Annotated in this window: 11 protein-coding genes, 2 tRNA genes, 2 rRNA genes and 1 pseudogene; 8 read left to right on the top strand and 8 right to left on the bottom strand. The window is 52.3% G+C overall.

The genetic code is table 11. The features are described 5' to 3' along the window. The first annotated feature begins 50 nt into the window (after positions 1–50). From AB182_RS20735 to AB182_RS20720, 4 genes are all read left to right on the top strand, one after another. Positions 51–126: transfer RNA gene (locus AB182_RS20735), tRNA-Ala, on the top strand. 206 nt (positions 127–332) lie between these two features. Then, a 23S ribosomal RNA gene (locus AB182_RS20730) occupies positions 333–3,234 on the top strand. Positions 3,235–3,329: 95 nt separating this feature from the next. After that, positions 3,330–3,445: ribosomal RNA gene (gene rrf, locus AB182_RS20725) — 5S ribosomal RNA — on the top strand. A gap of 55 nt (positions 3,446–3,500) precedes the next feature. Beyond that, positions 3,501–3,577: transfer RNA gene (locus tag AB182_RS20720), tRNA-Asp, on the top strand. Between the two features lie 99 nt (positions 3,578–3,676). Here AB182_RS20720 and fabF read toward each other — a convergent pair. The 5 genes from fabF to yafC form a co-directional block, all read right to left on the bottom strand. Next, positions 3,677–4,960 carry a beta-ketoacyl-ACP synthase II gene (fabF, locus tag AB182_RS20715; protein WP_047371745.1) on the bottom strand — a complete coding sequence of 428 codons (1,284 nt, stop codon included), beginning with the start codon at positions 4,958–4,960 and terminating at the stop codon, positions 3,677–3,679. A 23-nt stretch (positions 4,961–4,983) separates the two neighbouring features. After that, positions 4,984–6,543, bottom strand: coding sequence for a DHA2 family efflux MFS transporter permease subunit (locus AB182_RS20710; protein WP_047371744.1), 1,560 nt, complete (start codon positions 6,541–6,543; stop codon positions 4,984–4,986). Continuing rightward, on the bottom strand, positions 6,540–7,583 hold the full coding sequence (locus tag AB182_RS20705) for an HlyD family secretion protein (RefSeq protein ID WP_047371743.1): 1,044 nt from the start codon (positions 7,581–7,583) through the stop codon (positions 6,540–6,542). The genes AB182_RS20710 and AB182_RS20705 overlap by 4 nt, the downstream gene beginning before the upstream one ends. Then, a complete protein-coding gene (locus AB182_RS20700) occupies positions 7,567–8,124 on the bottom strand; it encodes a winged helix-turn-helix transcriptional regulator (protein WP_047371742.1) in 558 nt (185 codons plus the stop codon). Before AB182_RS20700 ends, AB182_RS20705 begins: the two co-directional genes overlap by 17 nt. A 143-nt stretch (positions 8,125–8,267) precedes the next feature. Beyond that, positions 8,268–9,152, bottom strand: coding sequence for a DNA-binding transcriptional regulator YafC (gene yafC / locus AB182_RS20695; protein ID WP_047371741.1), 885 nt, complete (start codon positions 9,150–9,152; stop codon positions 8,268–8,270). A gap of 232 nt (positions 9,153–9,384) precedes the next feature. Here yafC and AB182_RS20690 point away from each other — a divergent pair, with 232 nt between their 5' ends. Both AB182_RS20690 and AB182_RS20685 read left to right on the top strand, forming a co-directional pair. Continuing rightward, positions 9,385–10,185, top strand: a complete 801-nt coding sequence (locus AB182_RS20690; RefSeq protein ID WP_071845926.1) for an endonuclease/exonuclease/phosphatase family protein — start codon at positions 9,385–9,387, stop codon at positions 10,183–10,185. A gap of 78 nt (positions 10,186–10,263) precedes the next feature. Then, on the top strand, positions 10,264–11,034 hold the full coding sequence (locus AB182_RS20685) for a class I SAM-dependent methyltransferase (protein WP_047371740.1): 771 nt from the start codon (positions 10,264–10,266) through the stop codon (positions 11,032–11,034). Between the two features lie 47 nt (positions 11,035–11,081). On the opposite strand, the gene mltD is transcribed toward AB182_RS20685, so the two are convergent. Both mltD and gloB read right to left on the bottom strand, forming a co-directional pair. Beyond that, complete coding sequence (gene mltD / locus AB182_RS20680) at positions 11,082–12,449, bottom strand: murein transglycosylase D (RefSeq protein WP_047371739.1); 1,368 nt, start codon at positions 12,447–12,449, stop codon at positions 11,082–11,084. A 71-nt stretch (positions 12,450–12,520) separates the two neighbouring features. After that, the gene (gene gloB, locus AB182_RS20675) at positions 12,521–13,276 is read right to left on the bottom strand and encodes a hydroxyacylglutathione hydrolase (protein WP_047371738.1); all 756 of its coding nucleotides are present in this window, start codon (positions 13,274–13,276) and stop codon (positions 12,521–12,523) included. A 32-nt stretch (positions 13,277–13,308) separates the two neighbouring features. Here gloB and AB182_RS20670 point away from each other — a divergent pair, with 32 nt between their 5' ends. Then, entirely contained in the window at positions 13,309–14,025 is a 717-nt protein-coding gene (locus AB182_RS20670; protein ID WP_047371737.1) for a class I SAM-dependent methyltransferase, read from the top strand. Here the strand turns inward: AB182_RS20670 and rnhA are convergent. Next, a pseudogene (gene rnhA / locus AB182_RS20665) lies at positions 14,016–14,598 on the bottom strand (ribonuclease HI). The gene AB182_RS20670 and the pseudogene rnhA sit on opposite strands and share 10 nt — an antisense overlap. On the opposite strand from rnhA, the gene dnaQ reads away from it, so the two are divergent. Further along, positions 14,552–15,283 carry a DNA polymerase III subunit epsilon gene (gene dnaQ / locus AB182_RS20660; protein WP_047371735.1) on the top strand — a complete coding sequence of 244 codons (732 nt, stop codon included), beginning with the start codon at positions 14,552–14,554 and terminating at the stop codon, positions 15,281–15,283. The pseudogene rnhA and the gene dnaQ sit on opposite strands and share 47 nt — an antisense overlap. The last annotated feature ends 64 nt before the right edge of the window (positions 15,284–15,347 follow it).

Below are 15,347 nucleotides of genomic sequence, written 5' to 3'. Positions count from 1 at the left end.
TTCCACGCCTTGTCTCAGGAAAATTACGGTTAACGAGATTTGACTACGATGGGGCTATAGCTCAGCTGGGAGAGCGCCTGCTTTGCACGCAGGAGGTCTGCGGTTCGATCCCGCATAGCTCCACCATCATTTACTGCGAACACAAGAAAACTTCAGAGTGAACCTGAAAAGGTGCACTGCGAAGTTTTGCTCTTTAAAAATCTGGATCAAGCTGAAAATTGAAACGACACACAGTGTCTGTTCTCCGTAATAAGAACAGATAACGGTGTGTTCGAGTCTCTCAAATTTTTACAGCGCGAGAATGAATCGAAAGAAACATCTTCGGGTTGTGAGGTTAAGCGACTAAGCGTACACGGTGGATGCCCTGGCAGTCAGAGGCGATGAAGGACGTGCTAATCTGCGAAAAGCGCCGGCGAGGTGATATGAACCTTTGACCCGGCGATGTCCGAATGGGGAAACCCAGTGTGTTTCGACACACTATCATTAACTGAATCCATAGGTTAATGAGGCGAACCGGGGGAACTGAAACATCTAAGTACCCCGAGGAAAAGAAATCAACCGAGATTCCCCCAGTAGCGGCGAGCGAACGGGGAGCAGCCCAGAGCCTGAATCAGCTTGTGTGTTAGTGGAAGCGTCTGGAAAGTCGCGCGATACAGGGTGACAGCCCCGTACACGAAAGCACACAGGCTGTGAGCTCGATGAGTAGGGCGGGACACGTGGTATCCTGTCTGAATATGGGGGGACCATCCTCCAAGGCTAAATACTCCTGACTGACCGATAGTGAACCAGTACCGTGAGGGAAAGGCGAAAAGAACCCCGGCGAGGGGAGTGAAAAAGAACCTGAAACCGTGTACGTACAAGCAGTGGGAGCACCTTCGTGGTGTGACTGCGTACCTTTTGTATAATGGGTCAGCGACTTATATTCTGTAGCAAGGTTAACCGAATAGGGGAGCCGAAGGGAAACCGAGTCTTAACTGGGCGTTAAGTTGCAGGGTATAGACCCGAAACCCGGTGATCTAGCCATGGGCAGGTTGAAGGTTGGGTAACACTAACTGGAGGACCGAACCGACTAATGTTGAAAAATTAGCGGATGACTTGTGGCTGGGGGTGAAAGGCCAATCAAACCGGGAGATAGCTGGTTCTCCCCGAAAGCTATTTAGGTAGCGCCTCGTGAATTCATCTCCGGGGGTAGAGCACTGTTTCGGCTAGGGGGCCATCCCGGCTTACCAACCCGATGCAAACTACGAATACCGGAGAATGTTATCACGGGAGACACACGGCGGGTGCTAACGTCCGTCGTGAAGAGGGAAACAACCCAGACCGCCAGCTAAGGTCCCAAAGTCATGGTTAAGTGGGAAACGATGTGGGAAGGCACAGACAGCCAGGATGTTGGCTTAGAAGCAGCCATCATTTAAAGAAAGCGTAATAGCTCACTGGTCGAGTCGGCCTGCGCGGAAGATGTAACGGGGCTAAACCATGCACCGAAGCTGCGGCAGCGACACTATGTGTTGTTGGGTAGGGGAGCGTTCTGTAAGCCTGCGAAGGTGTGCTGTGAGGCATGCTGGAGGTATCAGAAGTGCGAATGCTGACATAAGTAACGATAAAGCGGGTGAAAAGCCCGCTCGCCGGAAGACCAAGGGTTCCTGTCCAACGTTAATCGGGGCAGGGTGAGTCGACCCCTAAGGCGAGGCCGAAAGGCGTAGTCGATGGGAAACAGGTTAATATTCCTGTACTTGGTGTTACTGCGAAGGGGGGACGGAGAAGGCTATGTTAGCCGGGCGACGGTTGTCCCGGTTTAAGCATGTAGGCTGATTATCCAGGCAAATCCGGATAATCAAGGCTGAGGTGTGATGACGAGTCACTACGGTGATGAAGTAACAAATGCCCTGCTTCCAGGAAAAGCCTCTAAGCATCAGGTAACACGAAATCGTACCCCAAACCGACACAGGTGGTCAGGTAGAGAATACCAAGGCGCTTGAGAGAACTCGGGTGAAGGAACTAGGCAAAATGGTGCCGTAACTTCGGGAGAAGGCACGCTGATGTGTAGGTGAAGTCCCTGCGGACGGAGCTGAAATCAGTCGAAGATACCAGCTGGCTGCAACTGTTTATTAAAAACACAGCACTGTGCAAACACGAAAGTGGACGTATACGGTGTGACGCCTGCCCGGTGCCGGAAGGTTAATTGATGGGGTTATCCGTAAGGAGAAGCTCTTGATCGAAGCCCCGGTAAACGGCGGCCGTAACTATAACGGTCCTAAGGTAGCGAAATTCCTTGTCGGGTAAGTTCCGACCTGCACGAATGGCGTAATGATGGCCAGGCTGTCTCCACCCGAGACTCAGTGAAATTGAACTCGCTGTGAAGATGCAGTGTACCCGCGGCAAGACGGAAAGACCCCGTGAACCTTTACTATAGCTTGACACTGAACATTGAGCCTTGATGTGTAGGATAGGTGGGAGGCTTTGAAGTGTGGACGCCAGTCTGCATGGAGCCAACCTTGAAATACCACCCTTTAATGTTTGATGTTCTAACGTGGACCCGTGATCCGGGTTGCGGACAGTGTCTGGTGGGTAGTTTGACTGGGGCGGTCTCCTCCCAAAGAGTAACGGAGGAGCACGAAGGTTGGCTAATCCTGGTCGGACATCAGGAGGTTAGTGCAATGGCATAAGCCAGCTTGACTGCGAGCGTGACGGCGCGAGCAGGTGCGAAAGCAGGTCATAGTGATCCGGTGGTTCTGAATGGAAGGGCCATCGCTCAACGGATAAAAGGTACTCCGGGGATAACAGGCTGATACCGCCCAAGAGTTCATATCGACGGCGGTGTTTGGCACCTCGATGTCGGCTCATCACATCCTGGGGCTGAAGTAGGTCCCAAGGGTATGGCTGTTCGCCATTTAAAGTGGTACGCGAGCTGGGTTTAGAACGTCGTGAGACAGTTCGGTCCCTATCTGCCGTGGGCGCTGGAGAATTGAGGGGGGCTGCTCCTAGTACGAGAGGACCGGAGTGGACGCATCACTGGTGTTCGGGTTGTCATGCCAATGGCATTGCCCGGTAGCTACATGCGGAAGAGATAAGTGCTGAAAGCATCTAAGCACGAAACTTGCCCCGAGATGAGTTCTCCCTTGTCCTTTAAGGACACTAAAGGAACGTTGAAGACGACGACGTTGATAGGCCGGGTGTGTAAGCGCAGCGATGCGTTGAGCTAACCGGTACTAATGAACCGTGAGGCTTAACCTTACAACGCCGAAGATGTTTTGGCGGATTTGAGAGATTTTCAGCATTGATTACAGATTATATCAGAACGCAACGCGCGGTCTGATAGACAGAATTTGCCTGGCGGCTTTAGCGCGGTGGTCCCACCTGACCCCATGCCGAACTCAGAAGTGAAACGCCGTAGCGCCGATGGTAGTGTGGGGTCTCCCCATGTGAGAGTAGGGAACTGCCAGGCATCAAATTAAGCAGTAAGCCGGTGCATTAATCCGGTGATGAAAGAAGTATTCGGTGGAGCGGTAGTTCAGTCGGTTAGAATACCTGCCTGTCACGCAGGGGGTCGCGGGTTCGAGTCCCGTCCGTTCCGCCACTCATTAAGAACCGCATCTCGTTTGAGATGCGGTTTTTTTTCGTCTTCTGTTTATCGGGAAAGCTGGCGAAAAAGGGCGCAAGGCCCTTAATTTCATTCTTACTGTGAGTCGTCCCAGCGTTTTAACAGTAGACTGGCATTCACACCACCAAAACCAAACCCGTTTGAAAGCGCATATTCCATTGTTAGCTGTTGTGCAATTAGCGGTACAAGGTGCATGCCCGCAGCAGCACTATCCGGATTATGCAGGTTCAGGGTAGGTGGTACGATTTGATCGCGCAACGCCTGGATGGTGAAGATCGCTTCAATCCCGCCTGCTGCTCCCAGTAAATGTCCGGTGGCAGATTTTGTTGATGTGATGGCAACCGGATGTTCAGCAAATAGCCCACGTATTGCCGCCAGTTCGCCTTTATCTCCTACCTGAGTTGATGTTGCATGCGCGTTAATATGTTGCACCTGATCCGGCGAGATAGCCGCCTGCTGTAATGCGGCCTCCATTGCACGTCGTGCGCCATTACCATCTTCCGGTCCGGCTGTAAGGTGGTAGGCGTCTGCACTGGTGCCATAGCCTACCAGTTCCGCCAGCGGCGTCGCTCCACGAGCCTGCGCATGTTCGAGCGATTCAATCACCAGAAGACCAGCACCTTCTCCCATCACGAAACCGTCCCTGTCCTGATCAAATGGTCGCGATGCTTCGGCTGGATTATCATTAAATCCACTCGAAAGCGCTCTGGCTGCGGCAAAACCAGCCAGACTAACGCGATGGATTGCAGCTTCACTGCCTCCACAGAGTGCAATGTCTGCTTCACCGGCGCGGATTAGCCTTGCCGCATCCCCGATAGCCTGTGCTCCGGCAGCACAGGCGGTCACCGGCGCACCAATGGGGCCGCGAAAACCATGCGCGATAGATACATGGCCTGCCGCAAGGTTTGCCAGGAAAGAAGGGATAGTGAAAGGCGATAATTTGCGTGGGCCACGGTGTTCGGTTGTCTGTACTGCCTCGGCAATTTGAGTAAAGCCACCAATGCCTGTCGCAATAATGGTCGCGGTACGATCTTTTAACGCCTGTAGTTGCGGGAACCAGTTTGCCTGATGAAGAGCTTCCTGCGCTGCCACCAGCGCAAATTCGATAAAGCGATCCATCTTCTTGCGCTCTTTTGCCGGAATGACGGATAGTGGATCAAAACCGTGCCGGGGATCTTCTTCAATTCCAGGAACCTGCCCTGCCACTTTACAGGCGATATCCTCGATAATCGATGCAGGAAGTGATCGAATCCCCGATTTTCCTGCCAGTAGCGATTGCCAGACGTGTTGGACGCCGCACCCCAGCGGGCTGACTATCCCCATCCCTGTCACGACAATACGTCTTTGTAGACTGCTCATAGAACTCTCCAGATGGTGTCATGCTATGCCTGTGGTTTCTTCATAAAAGGAACCAGCGCGGCAGCAATTAAGAATCCGATCATGATCAAATAGAACGCGTCGGCGAATGCCTGCGTCCGTGCTTCTCGTAGTGCTAATGCGGCCAGATTTTTCAGGGTGGCCGCCTGAGCCGAACCGGCATCCATCCCCTGATTCATTAACGCTGCAGCACGCGTCTGTACAAAATCACCCAGGTTGAGGTTTGTCCCGTTGAGATGATCAGCAAGACGGCTGTAATGAATGTTTGTGCGATCGTTGATAACGGTACCGCACAGCGCGATACCAATGGCACCGCCCAGGTTACGCATCAAATTGAACAGTCCGGATGCTAGTTTTAGACGGGCAGGAGGCAGACTACCAAGCGTAAGCGTCACCGTTGGGGCGACGGCAAATTGCTGCGCTAACCCGCGAAAGGCCTGAGGCAACAGCAGTTCTTTCGCTCCCCAGTCATGCGTGAGCGGAATAAAGCTGTACATCGAGAAGGCGAATCCCAGCAACCCGGCCATAAGCAGCCAGCGCAAGTCCACTTTATTAGCAAGCCAGGAGTAAAACGGGATCGAAAGCACCTGAAACAAGCCGGTGGAGAAGATAGCCAGGCCGATATCCAGCGCGCTAAAACCGCGAACCATACCCAAAAAGAGTGGCGTCAGATAAATAGTAGAGAAGATCCCGACCCCGGCCATAAAGGAAAAGTAACAGCCCAGGGTGAATGTACGATCGGAAAGCGCCCGCAGGTCCATGACCGGCTGGGAATGACGTAGCGTTCGTATGACAAACATTACGCCGCACAGTAGCGCCAGCCAGCCCGTTGTGGCGAGCGTACTGTCATCAAACCAGCCCCAGCGCGGTCCTTCCTCCAGGGTATATTCCAGGCAGCCGAGCGATACCGCTAAAAGCACAATGCTGAGGTAGTCCGCGCCGCGCAATAACCCTGGGCTGGGCGCATCGATATTAACCAGCACAGGTACCGTTACCGCAATATAAATGCCTGGTAAAATATTGATAAAAAACAACCAGTGCCAGCTAAAATTTTCGGTGATCCATCCCCCTACCGTCGGGCCCAGGGTGGGAGCCAGCGAAGCAAGACCACCGATCGTGGCAGCGGCGATAACGCGCTGTTTGCCCTGAAAAAACGCAAACGCAGTCGTGAATACCAGCGGGATCATTGAGCCTCCGGCCAGTCCCTGCAACGCACGAAAAGCAATCATGCTCTGGATATTCCACGCCCATCCACACAGCAGGCTCATCAGCGTAAAACCCGCAGCTGACGCAGCAAAAAGCCAGCGGGTCGACATCACCCTTGCAAGCCATCCCGATAGCGGAATAATAATGATCTCCGCAATCAGGTAGCTGGTTTGTACCCAGACTGTTTCATCATCGCCGGCAGAAAGGCCACCGCCAATATCACGCAGAGATGCCGAGACGATCTGAATATCCAGCAGCGCAATGAACATTCCCAGGCACATTGTGGCAAAAGCAAAAAGCTTTTGGTTCATCGGCAGCGTAGTGCCCTGCAACTGCGCTGGTGCTGTGGCGGTACTCATTGGCGACTCTTTTCATCCACGGTAACCGCCACCGACAAACCTGGACGTAAAAGCCCTAATTGGGACGCTTCGCCATCAAGAGCGATGCGAACCGGGATGCGCTGAATGATTTTGGTGAAATTACCGGTCGCGTTTTCGGCGGGAAGAAGACTAAAGCGTGAACCGGTTGCCGGGGAGATGCTCATCACATGCCCGGTAAAAGTGCGTCCTGGCATGACATCCGCCACTACTGTCGCCGCTTGTCCGGGACGCATATTTGCCAGCTGGTTTTCTTTGAAGTTGGCGTCGACCCACAAATCGTGGCTGGGTACCAGAGAAAGCAACTGTGTACCGCTGCTAACGAATGAACCAGACCATGCGCGTCGATTTCCAACAACGCCATCAAAAGGGGCGCGAATCTCTGTATAGCTAAGATTGAGACGGGCCATATCCAGCCCCGCCTTTGCCTGAGTAAGGGCCGCACGAATTTGTTGCTCCCGTGCATCCAGTACCAGCAACTGGCGTTCGGTAACCGCTTTATCCGCCCGGGCTTTGCCTTCTTCTGCTTTGGCGCGGTGGTAATCTGCCTCAGCATTTTCGCGCACCTGTGCCGAGATAGCGACCGTCTGTGCCAGCGCGTTATAGCGGCGACTGTCGCCTGCCGTTTTCAGCGTGGTGGCCTGCGCGGCTCCGAGGCTGGCCGCAGAGCCTTCGATGGTCGCCAGTTGTAATTGCCGGGTGGCAATAAGGTCAGCCATCGCCGCTTGTTGAGCGGCAACTTCACCTTCCGCTTTTGCCAGCGCCGCCTGATAGTCCCTTGCATCAAGGCGAACAAGCAGCTCACCTTTCTTCACAGGCATGTTGTCTTTTATGGCAATCTCCTGGACATAACCCGAGACTTTCGCCGAAATGGCGCTGATATCACCGCCAACATAGGCATCGTCTGTCGACTGCAAAAAACGCGCGCTGGTATACCACCAGGCGCCATAGCCTACGGCGCCTAATACAGCGATACCGGATAACGATAAGGTAAGAGCGCGTTTTTTACTCTTGAGATTCATGATGCTGATCCAGATGTAATTGCGGCACGAATTTTTGCGTGTTGTCTCCTGCACGCTTACGTTGCAGGTAATCATGGCGATAACGAATCATGGGGGAGGCGGCAGGGCCGGGAACCAAAGCGTATTTCTCGGGCGTAAGTGGATGACCGGTTTCGGCATCGACCATCATGGCGTGGACCAGACGCTGAGTCTCTTTCTCGACCAACTGAATCTGACGACCTTCCGTTGCAAAATGGCGATTACCCCATTCGGCAAGCGCGATGATCACCGGACGAAAATCACGCCCACGCTCGGTTAAATGGTACTCATAGCGGGGGGGCGTACTGCTGTAACAGATTTTTTCCAGTAAACCGTCATCCACCAGCTCTTTCAGGCGTCGTGACAGAATATTGGGCGCCACGTTTGCGCTTTTTTGAAACTCATCGAAACGGGTAAAGCCTGCGAAAGCATCACGCAGGATTATTATGCTCCAGCTGTCACCAATACGACCGAGACTCCTGGCGATGGGGCAAGGGGCTTCACAGAGCGGTTGGTTTTTCATTTTTCTCTCCAGAATTCATCTGGAAGCACATTCTCACAGTGACTATCAAAATGCAAGTTACTATGATTGAGAGGATTGACTCTGCGTGGAGCGGAACGACGGCAAAACGGTTGAGAGTTCGTGCGAGGCGTGGCGGAGAAGTATCAGGCGAGATATTCGCTGACGAAATCGATAAATGCCCGTATGCGCGTACTGACAGCTCTATCGCTGTAATAAACTGCGCTGAATGGCGTCTCAACCGGTAAACGCTTGCTCGCCAGGACCTCCACGAGTTCGCCGCTTTCCAGTTCTTTTGCGATCATAAAATCAGACAGGCTGGCGATACCGTTACCGCTCAGGCAGAGATGTTTAAGCGTCTCGCCGCTGTTAGAAGAAATATCGCAATCGATTTCATAGAGTTGGCCATCCTGGGCGGCTACGGGCCAGGTATTCAGCGAGGCCGGCTCGGTAAATCCGAGACAGGTATGTTTTTTGAGATCTTCAGCGGTTTCGGGTATACCGTAGCGGGCGAGATAATCCGGTGAGGCAATCAATTTACGGTAGCTGGTAAAAATGGGCCGGGCCCGCAAGCTGGAGTCGGTCAGTTTACCCACGCGGATCGCAACATCGACTTTTCGTTCAATTAAATTGATAAAGGTTTCACTGGAAACCAGCGACAATGTAATTTCCGGATAGCGTTCGCGAAAGGGCTTAATCATCGGCATCACAAAATGCAGCATCACAGGTGTTGCGGCATCAATTCGTAAAACGCCGCGGGGTGTCAGTTTGGCCTCCATTACCTCGGTCTCTGCTGCGGCCATCTCCTGCAGTACCCCCTGAATGCGACGAAAATAGCGCTCGCCTTCTTCTGTAAGACTCAACTGACGAGTTGTGCGATTAAGCAGGTTAACCCCCAGTTTACTCTCCAGTTTTTTTACCGCCCGGCTGATGGCTGAATTCGCCTGGCCCAGGCGCTCTGCGGCACGGCTAAAGCTGCCGCTTTCCACGACGGCGACAAATATCATCATTTCTTCTGAGGTGGCTTTCATTCTTGCGCCTGTAGCAATAGTTGGTATCGATTATGAGCGTTTGGCTATTTAATCATCCCGCCAGCTTCCCTGCCATACTCTCTTTGCTCATTATGGTTATTGAGCGCTTACTAACTTTTACTTGCGGCTTTTCTGCCCATTGCCGTTGAAACTCTGCGCTAAAATCCCTATAACTGAATGACCCCCTTTTTTGTTGTGCCGGGGTTTAAAACGAAGAGGTCTAAAACCGAAAGTGCCCAAAAATACCTATGCCATGCGATATGTTGCCGGACAGCCTGCGGAGCGCATTATGCCGCCGGGGTCCTTCGCAAGTATTGGCAAGGCATTGCCAGCGGGTGTTCCCCTGAGCAGTGATGATAAAATCCGGGTTCTGGTATGGAACATCTTTAAACAGCAGCGCGCCGAGTGGCTCTCCGTTTTGCAGAGTTTTGGTAAAGACGCGCATTTGGTTTTATTGCAGGAAGCGCAAACCACGCCTGAACTGGTGAGGTTTGCGACCACTAACTATCTCGCCGCCGACCAGGTTCCCGCATTCGTTTTGCCTCAACATCCCTCCGGTGTGATGACGCTCTCTTCTGCGCATCCGGTCTATTGTTGCCCGTTGCGTGAACGGGAGCCGATCCTGCGTCTTGCCAAATCAGCGCTGGTGACGGTCTATCCATTGCCGGACATGCGAAATCTGATGGTGGTGAATGTGCATGCGGTGAATTTCAGCCTTGGCGTCGATGTTTACAGCAAGCAATTGCTACCAATTGGCGATCAAATCCTGCGCCACAGCGGGCCGGTTATCATGGCCGGTGATTTCAACGCCTGGAGTCGTCCACGTATGAATGCGCTTTATCGCTTCTCGCGTGAGATGTCGCTGCGTCAGGTACGCTTTACGGATGACAATCGCCGCCGGGCATTTGGTCGTCCTCTGGATTTCGTCTTCTATCGTGGTCTGAACGTGCAGGAAGCCTCTGTGCTGGTTACGCGCGCGTCCGATCACAACCCGCTACTAGTAGAATTCAGTCCCGGCAAACCTGATCAATAATGGTTATGTCAGGTCTGCCGTGGGGCAGGCCTGATCCGAGGTGCTGCCCTTTATTTCAACTCAACTAAGGACAACACAATGACCACAGGTTCCCATCATGACAACGTTGAAAAGCAGTTTGATGCACAAGCCAGCGCCTATTTAACCAGCGCAGTACACGCTTCTGGCCGCGATTTGCAACGGCTGGCGGAACGGCTTAGCGTATTTCCAGAAGCTCATGTGCTGGATTTAGGCTGTGGAGCAGGGCATGCAAGCTTTGTGGCTGCAGGGCAGGTTGCGCAAGTCACGGCATATGACCTTTCCAGTCAGATGCTGGACGTGGTGACCAAAGCAGCAAAAGAACGCGGCCTGGACAATGTGACGACACGTCAGGGGTATGCTGAGATTCTGCCTTTTGATGACAGCGTGTTTGATGTGGTGATCAGCCGTTACTCTGCTCACCACTGGCATGATGTTGGGCAGGCGCTGCGTGAAGTGACGCGAGTGCTTAAGCCTGGTGGAACAGTCATCATTATGGACGTGATGTCTCCGGGCCACCCGGTGCGGGATATCTGGCTGCAGACGGTCGAGGCATTACGCGATACGTCACACGTACGCAATTATTCCAGCGGTGAGTGGCTCACGCTGTTTAATGACGCAGGCCTGACGACGCGTAATCTCATCACCGATCGTTTGCCCTTAGAATTCAGCTCATGGATTGCCCGTATGCGTACGCCGCAGGCGCTGAGCGACGCCATCAGGCTGTATCAGCAAAGTGCGTCACAGCAGGTGAAGCACTACTTCGAATTGACTGAAGATGGCTCGTTTACCAGCGATACCATCATGGCCGAAGCGCAGAAAAATGCATAACAAAAAAGGCACCGGGGGAAACGGTGCCTTTTTTATATTTCTTGCTGTCAGGAGTCAGGCGACGTGCTGTTTTTCACAAACAACGTTAGCTGATCGCCAGGCTTCAGATTGTCGGTATCACTGTTCCAGCGCATGACGTCACGTATATTTACGCCGTGGCGTTTAGCGATGCTGGAGAGCGAATCGCCTTTGCGTACGCGATAGGTGATGCTATCGCTATTATTCGCGAGACGCGACGCACTGCCGCCTGCTCCAACCGTCAGGTTCTGACCCACTTTCAGGTTCGCTCCGCGCAGGTTATTCCACTGCTGGAGATCTTTTGTCGTCACGCCAAGACGCGACGCAATGCCCGAAATAGTATCACCTGAGCGCACTTTGTAGCTGCGACTGGCAAGCGGCGTATTCTCCGCAACCAGCGTTGGCTGAACGGCGGCGATTTCACCTGATGCCAGAGACTCACGCAGTTGATCCGCATGTTTCTGAGGAACCATGACATATTGCGGCCCGCTTTCACCTAAGGTTGATCCTTTAACGCCTGCGTTGAAGGTCTTAAGTTTGCTAACCGAAATACCCGCCATATCCGCCAGTTGATCCAGCTCCACCGGATTACTCAACCTGACACGCGCCAGTGCACGGCTTTCGTCTGAGGTAGGCAGACTCACACCGTACCGCTTGCTGTTTTTGAGTATGTCACTCAACGCCAGCATTTTTGGCACGTATATTTTGGTTTCCTGTGGCAGTGAAAGTGACCAGAAGTCCGTGGGTTTCCCCCGCGCCTTATTCACTTTCATTGCCTTCAGTACTCGCCCTTCACCGCTGTTATAGGCGGCAACGGTTAATAACCAGTCACCGTCAAACATACGGTTCAAACGCTGCATCATGTCGAGGGCAGCCGTTGTGGATGCCACCACATCACGACGCGCATCGTAGCTGCGAGTCTGTTTTAAACCATAGTTACGACCCGTGCTCGGAATGATCTGCCAAATGCCTGCGGCATTGCGACCAGACGTTGCATGTGGGTCAAAAGCGCTCTCCACTATGGGTAGTAGTACCAGTTCCATGGGCATGTTACGTTTTTTAACTTGCCCTGCTATCCAGTACATATACGGCTCTGCCCGTAAAGTTACATCGTGGAGATAGCTCTTATTGCTTAAATACTTTAGTTTCTGTTCGCGAATCCGGGTATTTTCCGGAATTCCCATCTTTAGCTCGTCGCTTATGGAAGCCCACAAGTCTTGCTCCTGCCCGGCGAATGTTCCATCGTCCATCCACCGCGCCTGACTTGTAAACTTCCCTGCTTCCCCTTGACCAGCTGCAGAAAGGCTCTGTGCGTGCTGTTGTACGGTACCATCGTGCTTAGACGACTGGCACCCCACAAGCAGGACAGAGGCGAATAATATCGCTTTTGCCTTCATGTGTGTGTCAATAGTTGCTTAAAAGACGAGCGATCATAACGGCGAAGTTTTAAAAAGGCAACCCGCAATTGTCAGAAGTTATCTTTCTTTGACCTTAACCAGGCAAAACGCGCGCTAGCTTGTTGCAACGTTGTTTCTTTATTGATTACTTCAATTAAATCAGCGTCTTGTGTGCGTAAAAAAACATTAATCCGACGCTCAATTTTCAGAGTTGTGGGGAGTGTTTTTTGATTCTTTGCACGTAACTCATTAACTTTTCGATAATATTCGTTAAGGTCAGGATCTTCAGGTAACAGGCTAAGAGCAAACTTAATATTTCCTGAAGTATACTCATGTGCGCAACAAATGAGCGTATCGTCGGGAAGCGCATTAATCTTACAAAAAGAGGCAAACATCTGATCTGCTGTGCCTTCGAAGAGTCTTCCGCATCCGCCAGAGAACATCGTATCGCCACAAAAAAGATAAGGTTCGCTAAAGTAACAGATATGTCCTAAAGTGTGACCTGGCGTGTGAAATACGCTGAATTCTTGCCCGAGGAGCTGTAGTCGATCGCCCTCTTCGACGATTTTTGTCGCCCCCTTATGTTGTGTCTCTGCCGGTCCGTAAACCACAATATTCGGAAATTTCCGACTCAGTTCCTCCACGCCGCCAACATGATCGTTATGATGATGGGTGAGCAGGATCGCAACTGGTTGCCAGTGATTCTCTTCGAGGGCTTTCAGTACGGGGGCAGCCTCTCCGGGATCAACGATCAGGCAGCGACCGTCATCTTCACTTAATACCCAGATGTAATTGTCCTGAAATGCGGGAATACTGGTAAGATTCATAGTTACCTCTCAAAGCGTAATGGAAGGTTGTGATGAAACCGGCAAGGACTCCCCGTAAGTACATAGCACCGACACATTGGGCTGAGTTGCCTAAGGGCGAGTATTACCGTGAAGCACTGGAGAAGGAGCTCAAGCCGTGGTTTGCAAAAATGTATGGATTTCATCTGCTTAAGATTGGCAATCTCAGCGCAGAAATCAATGCCGAAAGTTGCGCTATTTCACATCAGGTTAATGTTTCACTCACCGGCGACCCTGTTCACGTCCGCGCTGACCCATTGCATCTTCCCTTTGCGGCGAAATCCGTCGATGCCTGCCTGCTGGGCCACACGCTACCCTGGTGCCCGGATCCGCATCGTCTGCTGCAGGAAGTCGATCGCGTGCTGATTGATGATGGCTGGCTGGTGATCAGCGGGTTTAATCCAGTCAGCTTGCTGGGAATAGGCAAAGCTATTCCGGTTTTGCGTCGATCGCCTGCAATCAGCAGTCGCATGTTTACCCTGATGCGCCAAATCGACTGGTTATCGCTACTGAATTTTGAAGTGCTTCATTATAGTCGTTTTCGGGTTATTCCCTGGTCGAAGCAGGGAGGGCGACTGTTAAACACCCATCTGCCTGCGCTTGGCTGTATGCAACTGATTGTCGCGCGTAAACGCACGATCCCGTTAACGCTAAATCCGATGAAAATGCGCCGGGCAAAACCCAGCGTACGCCAAACCGTCAGCGCAACCCGCCAGACACGTCAGCCTTGATCAGCCAGATAGCCGATATCCTCCTGCGTTGGCTTCAATGCCGCAGCCCGTGCGAGTTCATCACAGCGTTCGTTTTCCGGGTGCCCGGCGTGGCCTTTTACCCATTCCCAGCGGATTTTATGCTCGCCGAGGGCAGCATCCAGGCGTTGCCACAGATCGACATTTTTCACCGGTTTTTTTTCTGCGGTTTTCCAGCCGCGTTTTTTCCAGTTGTGGATCCACTGGGTGATCCCCTGGCGAACGTACTGGCTGTCGGTGCTAAGAATCACTTCGCAATGTTCTTTGAGGGCTTCCAGCGCGACAATAGCAGCCATCAGCTCCATCCGGTTGTTAGTGGTCAGACGATAACCTTCGCTGAATGATTTTTCGCGGCCACGAAAGCGGAGAATCGCGCCATAGCCGCCGGGCCCTGGGTTACCCAGGCAAGAGCCATCGGTGAAAATTTCTACCTGCTTAAGCATCTCTGGTAGACTTCCTGTAATTGAAATCGAACTGTAAAACGATAAGTCTGACATAAATGACCGCTATGAGCACTGCAATTACTCGACAGATCGTCCTCGATACCGAAACCACCGGTATGAACCAGATCGGCGCACACTATGAAGGGCACAAAATCATTGAGATCGGTGCCGTTGAAGTGATTAACCGTCGTCTGACGGGAAATAACTTCCACATTTATCTCAAGCCCGATCGTCTGGTAGATCCAGAAGCCTTTGGCGTTCACGGTATTGCGGATGAATTTTTGCTTGATAAACCTACGTTTGGCGACATCGCCGATGAGTTTATCGAATATGTACGCGGTGCGGAGCTCGTTATTCATAATGCATCGTTCGATATCGGCTTTCTTGACTATGAGTTCAGCAAATTAAATCGCGGTATTCCGAAGACTGAGACGTTCTGTAAGGTCACAGACAGTCTGGCGCTGGCGCGACGTATGTTTCCCGGCAAGCGTAATAGCCTTGATGCGCTTTGCTCACGTTATGAAATAGATAACAGCAAACGTACCCTGCACGGGGCGTTACTCGATTCCCAGATTCTGGCTGATGTGTATCTGCTGATGACGGGCGGTCAGACTTCCATGGCTTTTTCAATGGAAGGTGAGGGGCAACAGCAGCAAGGGGAAGCCGGTATTCAGCGCGTTGTCCGTCAGGCAAGTAAGTTACGGGTTGTTTTAGCCAGTGATGAAGAACTGGCGGCGCATGAGTCGCGTCTGGACCTGGTGCAAAAAAAGGGCGGAAGCTGCCTCTGGCGCGCGTAACCCCTTAACTTTTGATGATAAAATGGCGCGTTGGGTGATTTTTGCAGCAAACGATACAAATCAT

The organism is Phytobacter ursingii (assembly GCF_001022135.1).
Lineage (GTDB): Bacteria > Pseudomonadota > Gammaproteobacteria > Enterobacterales > Enterobacteriaceae > Phytobacter > Phytobacter ursingii.
Note: the sequence above shows the minus strand (reverse complement) of the source record. Positions and strands in the feature narration are given on the sequence as shown.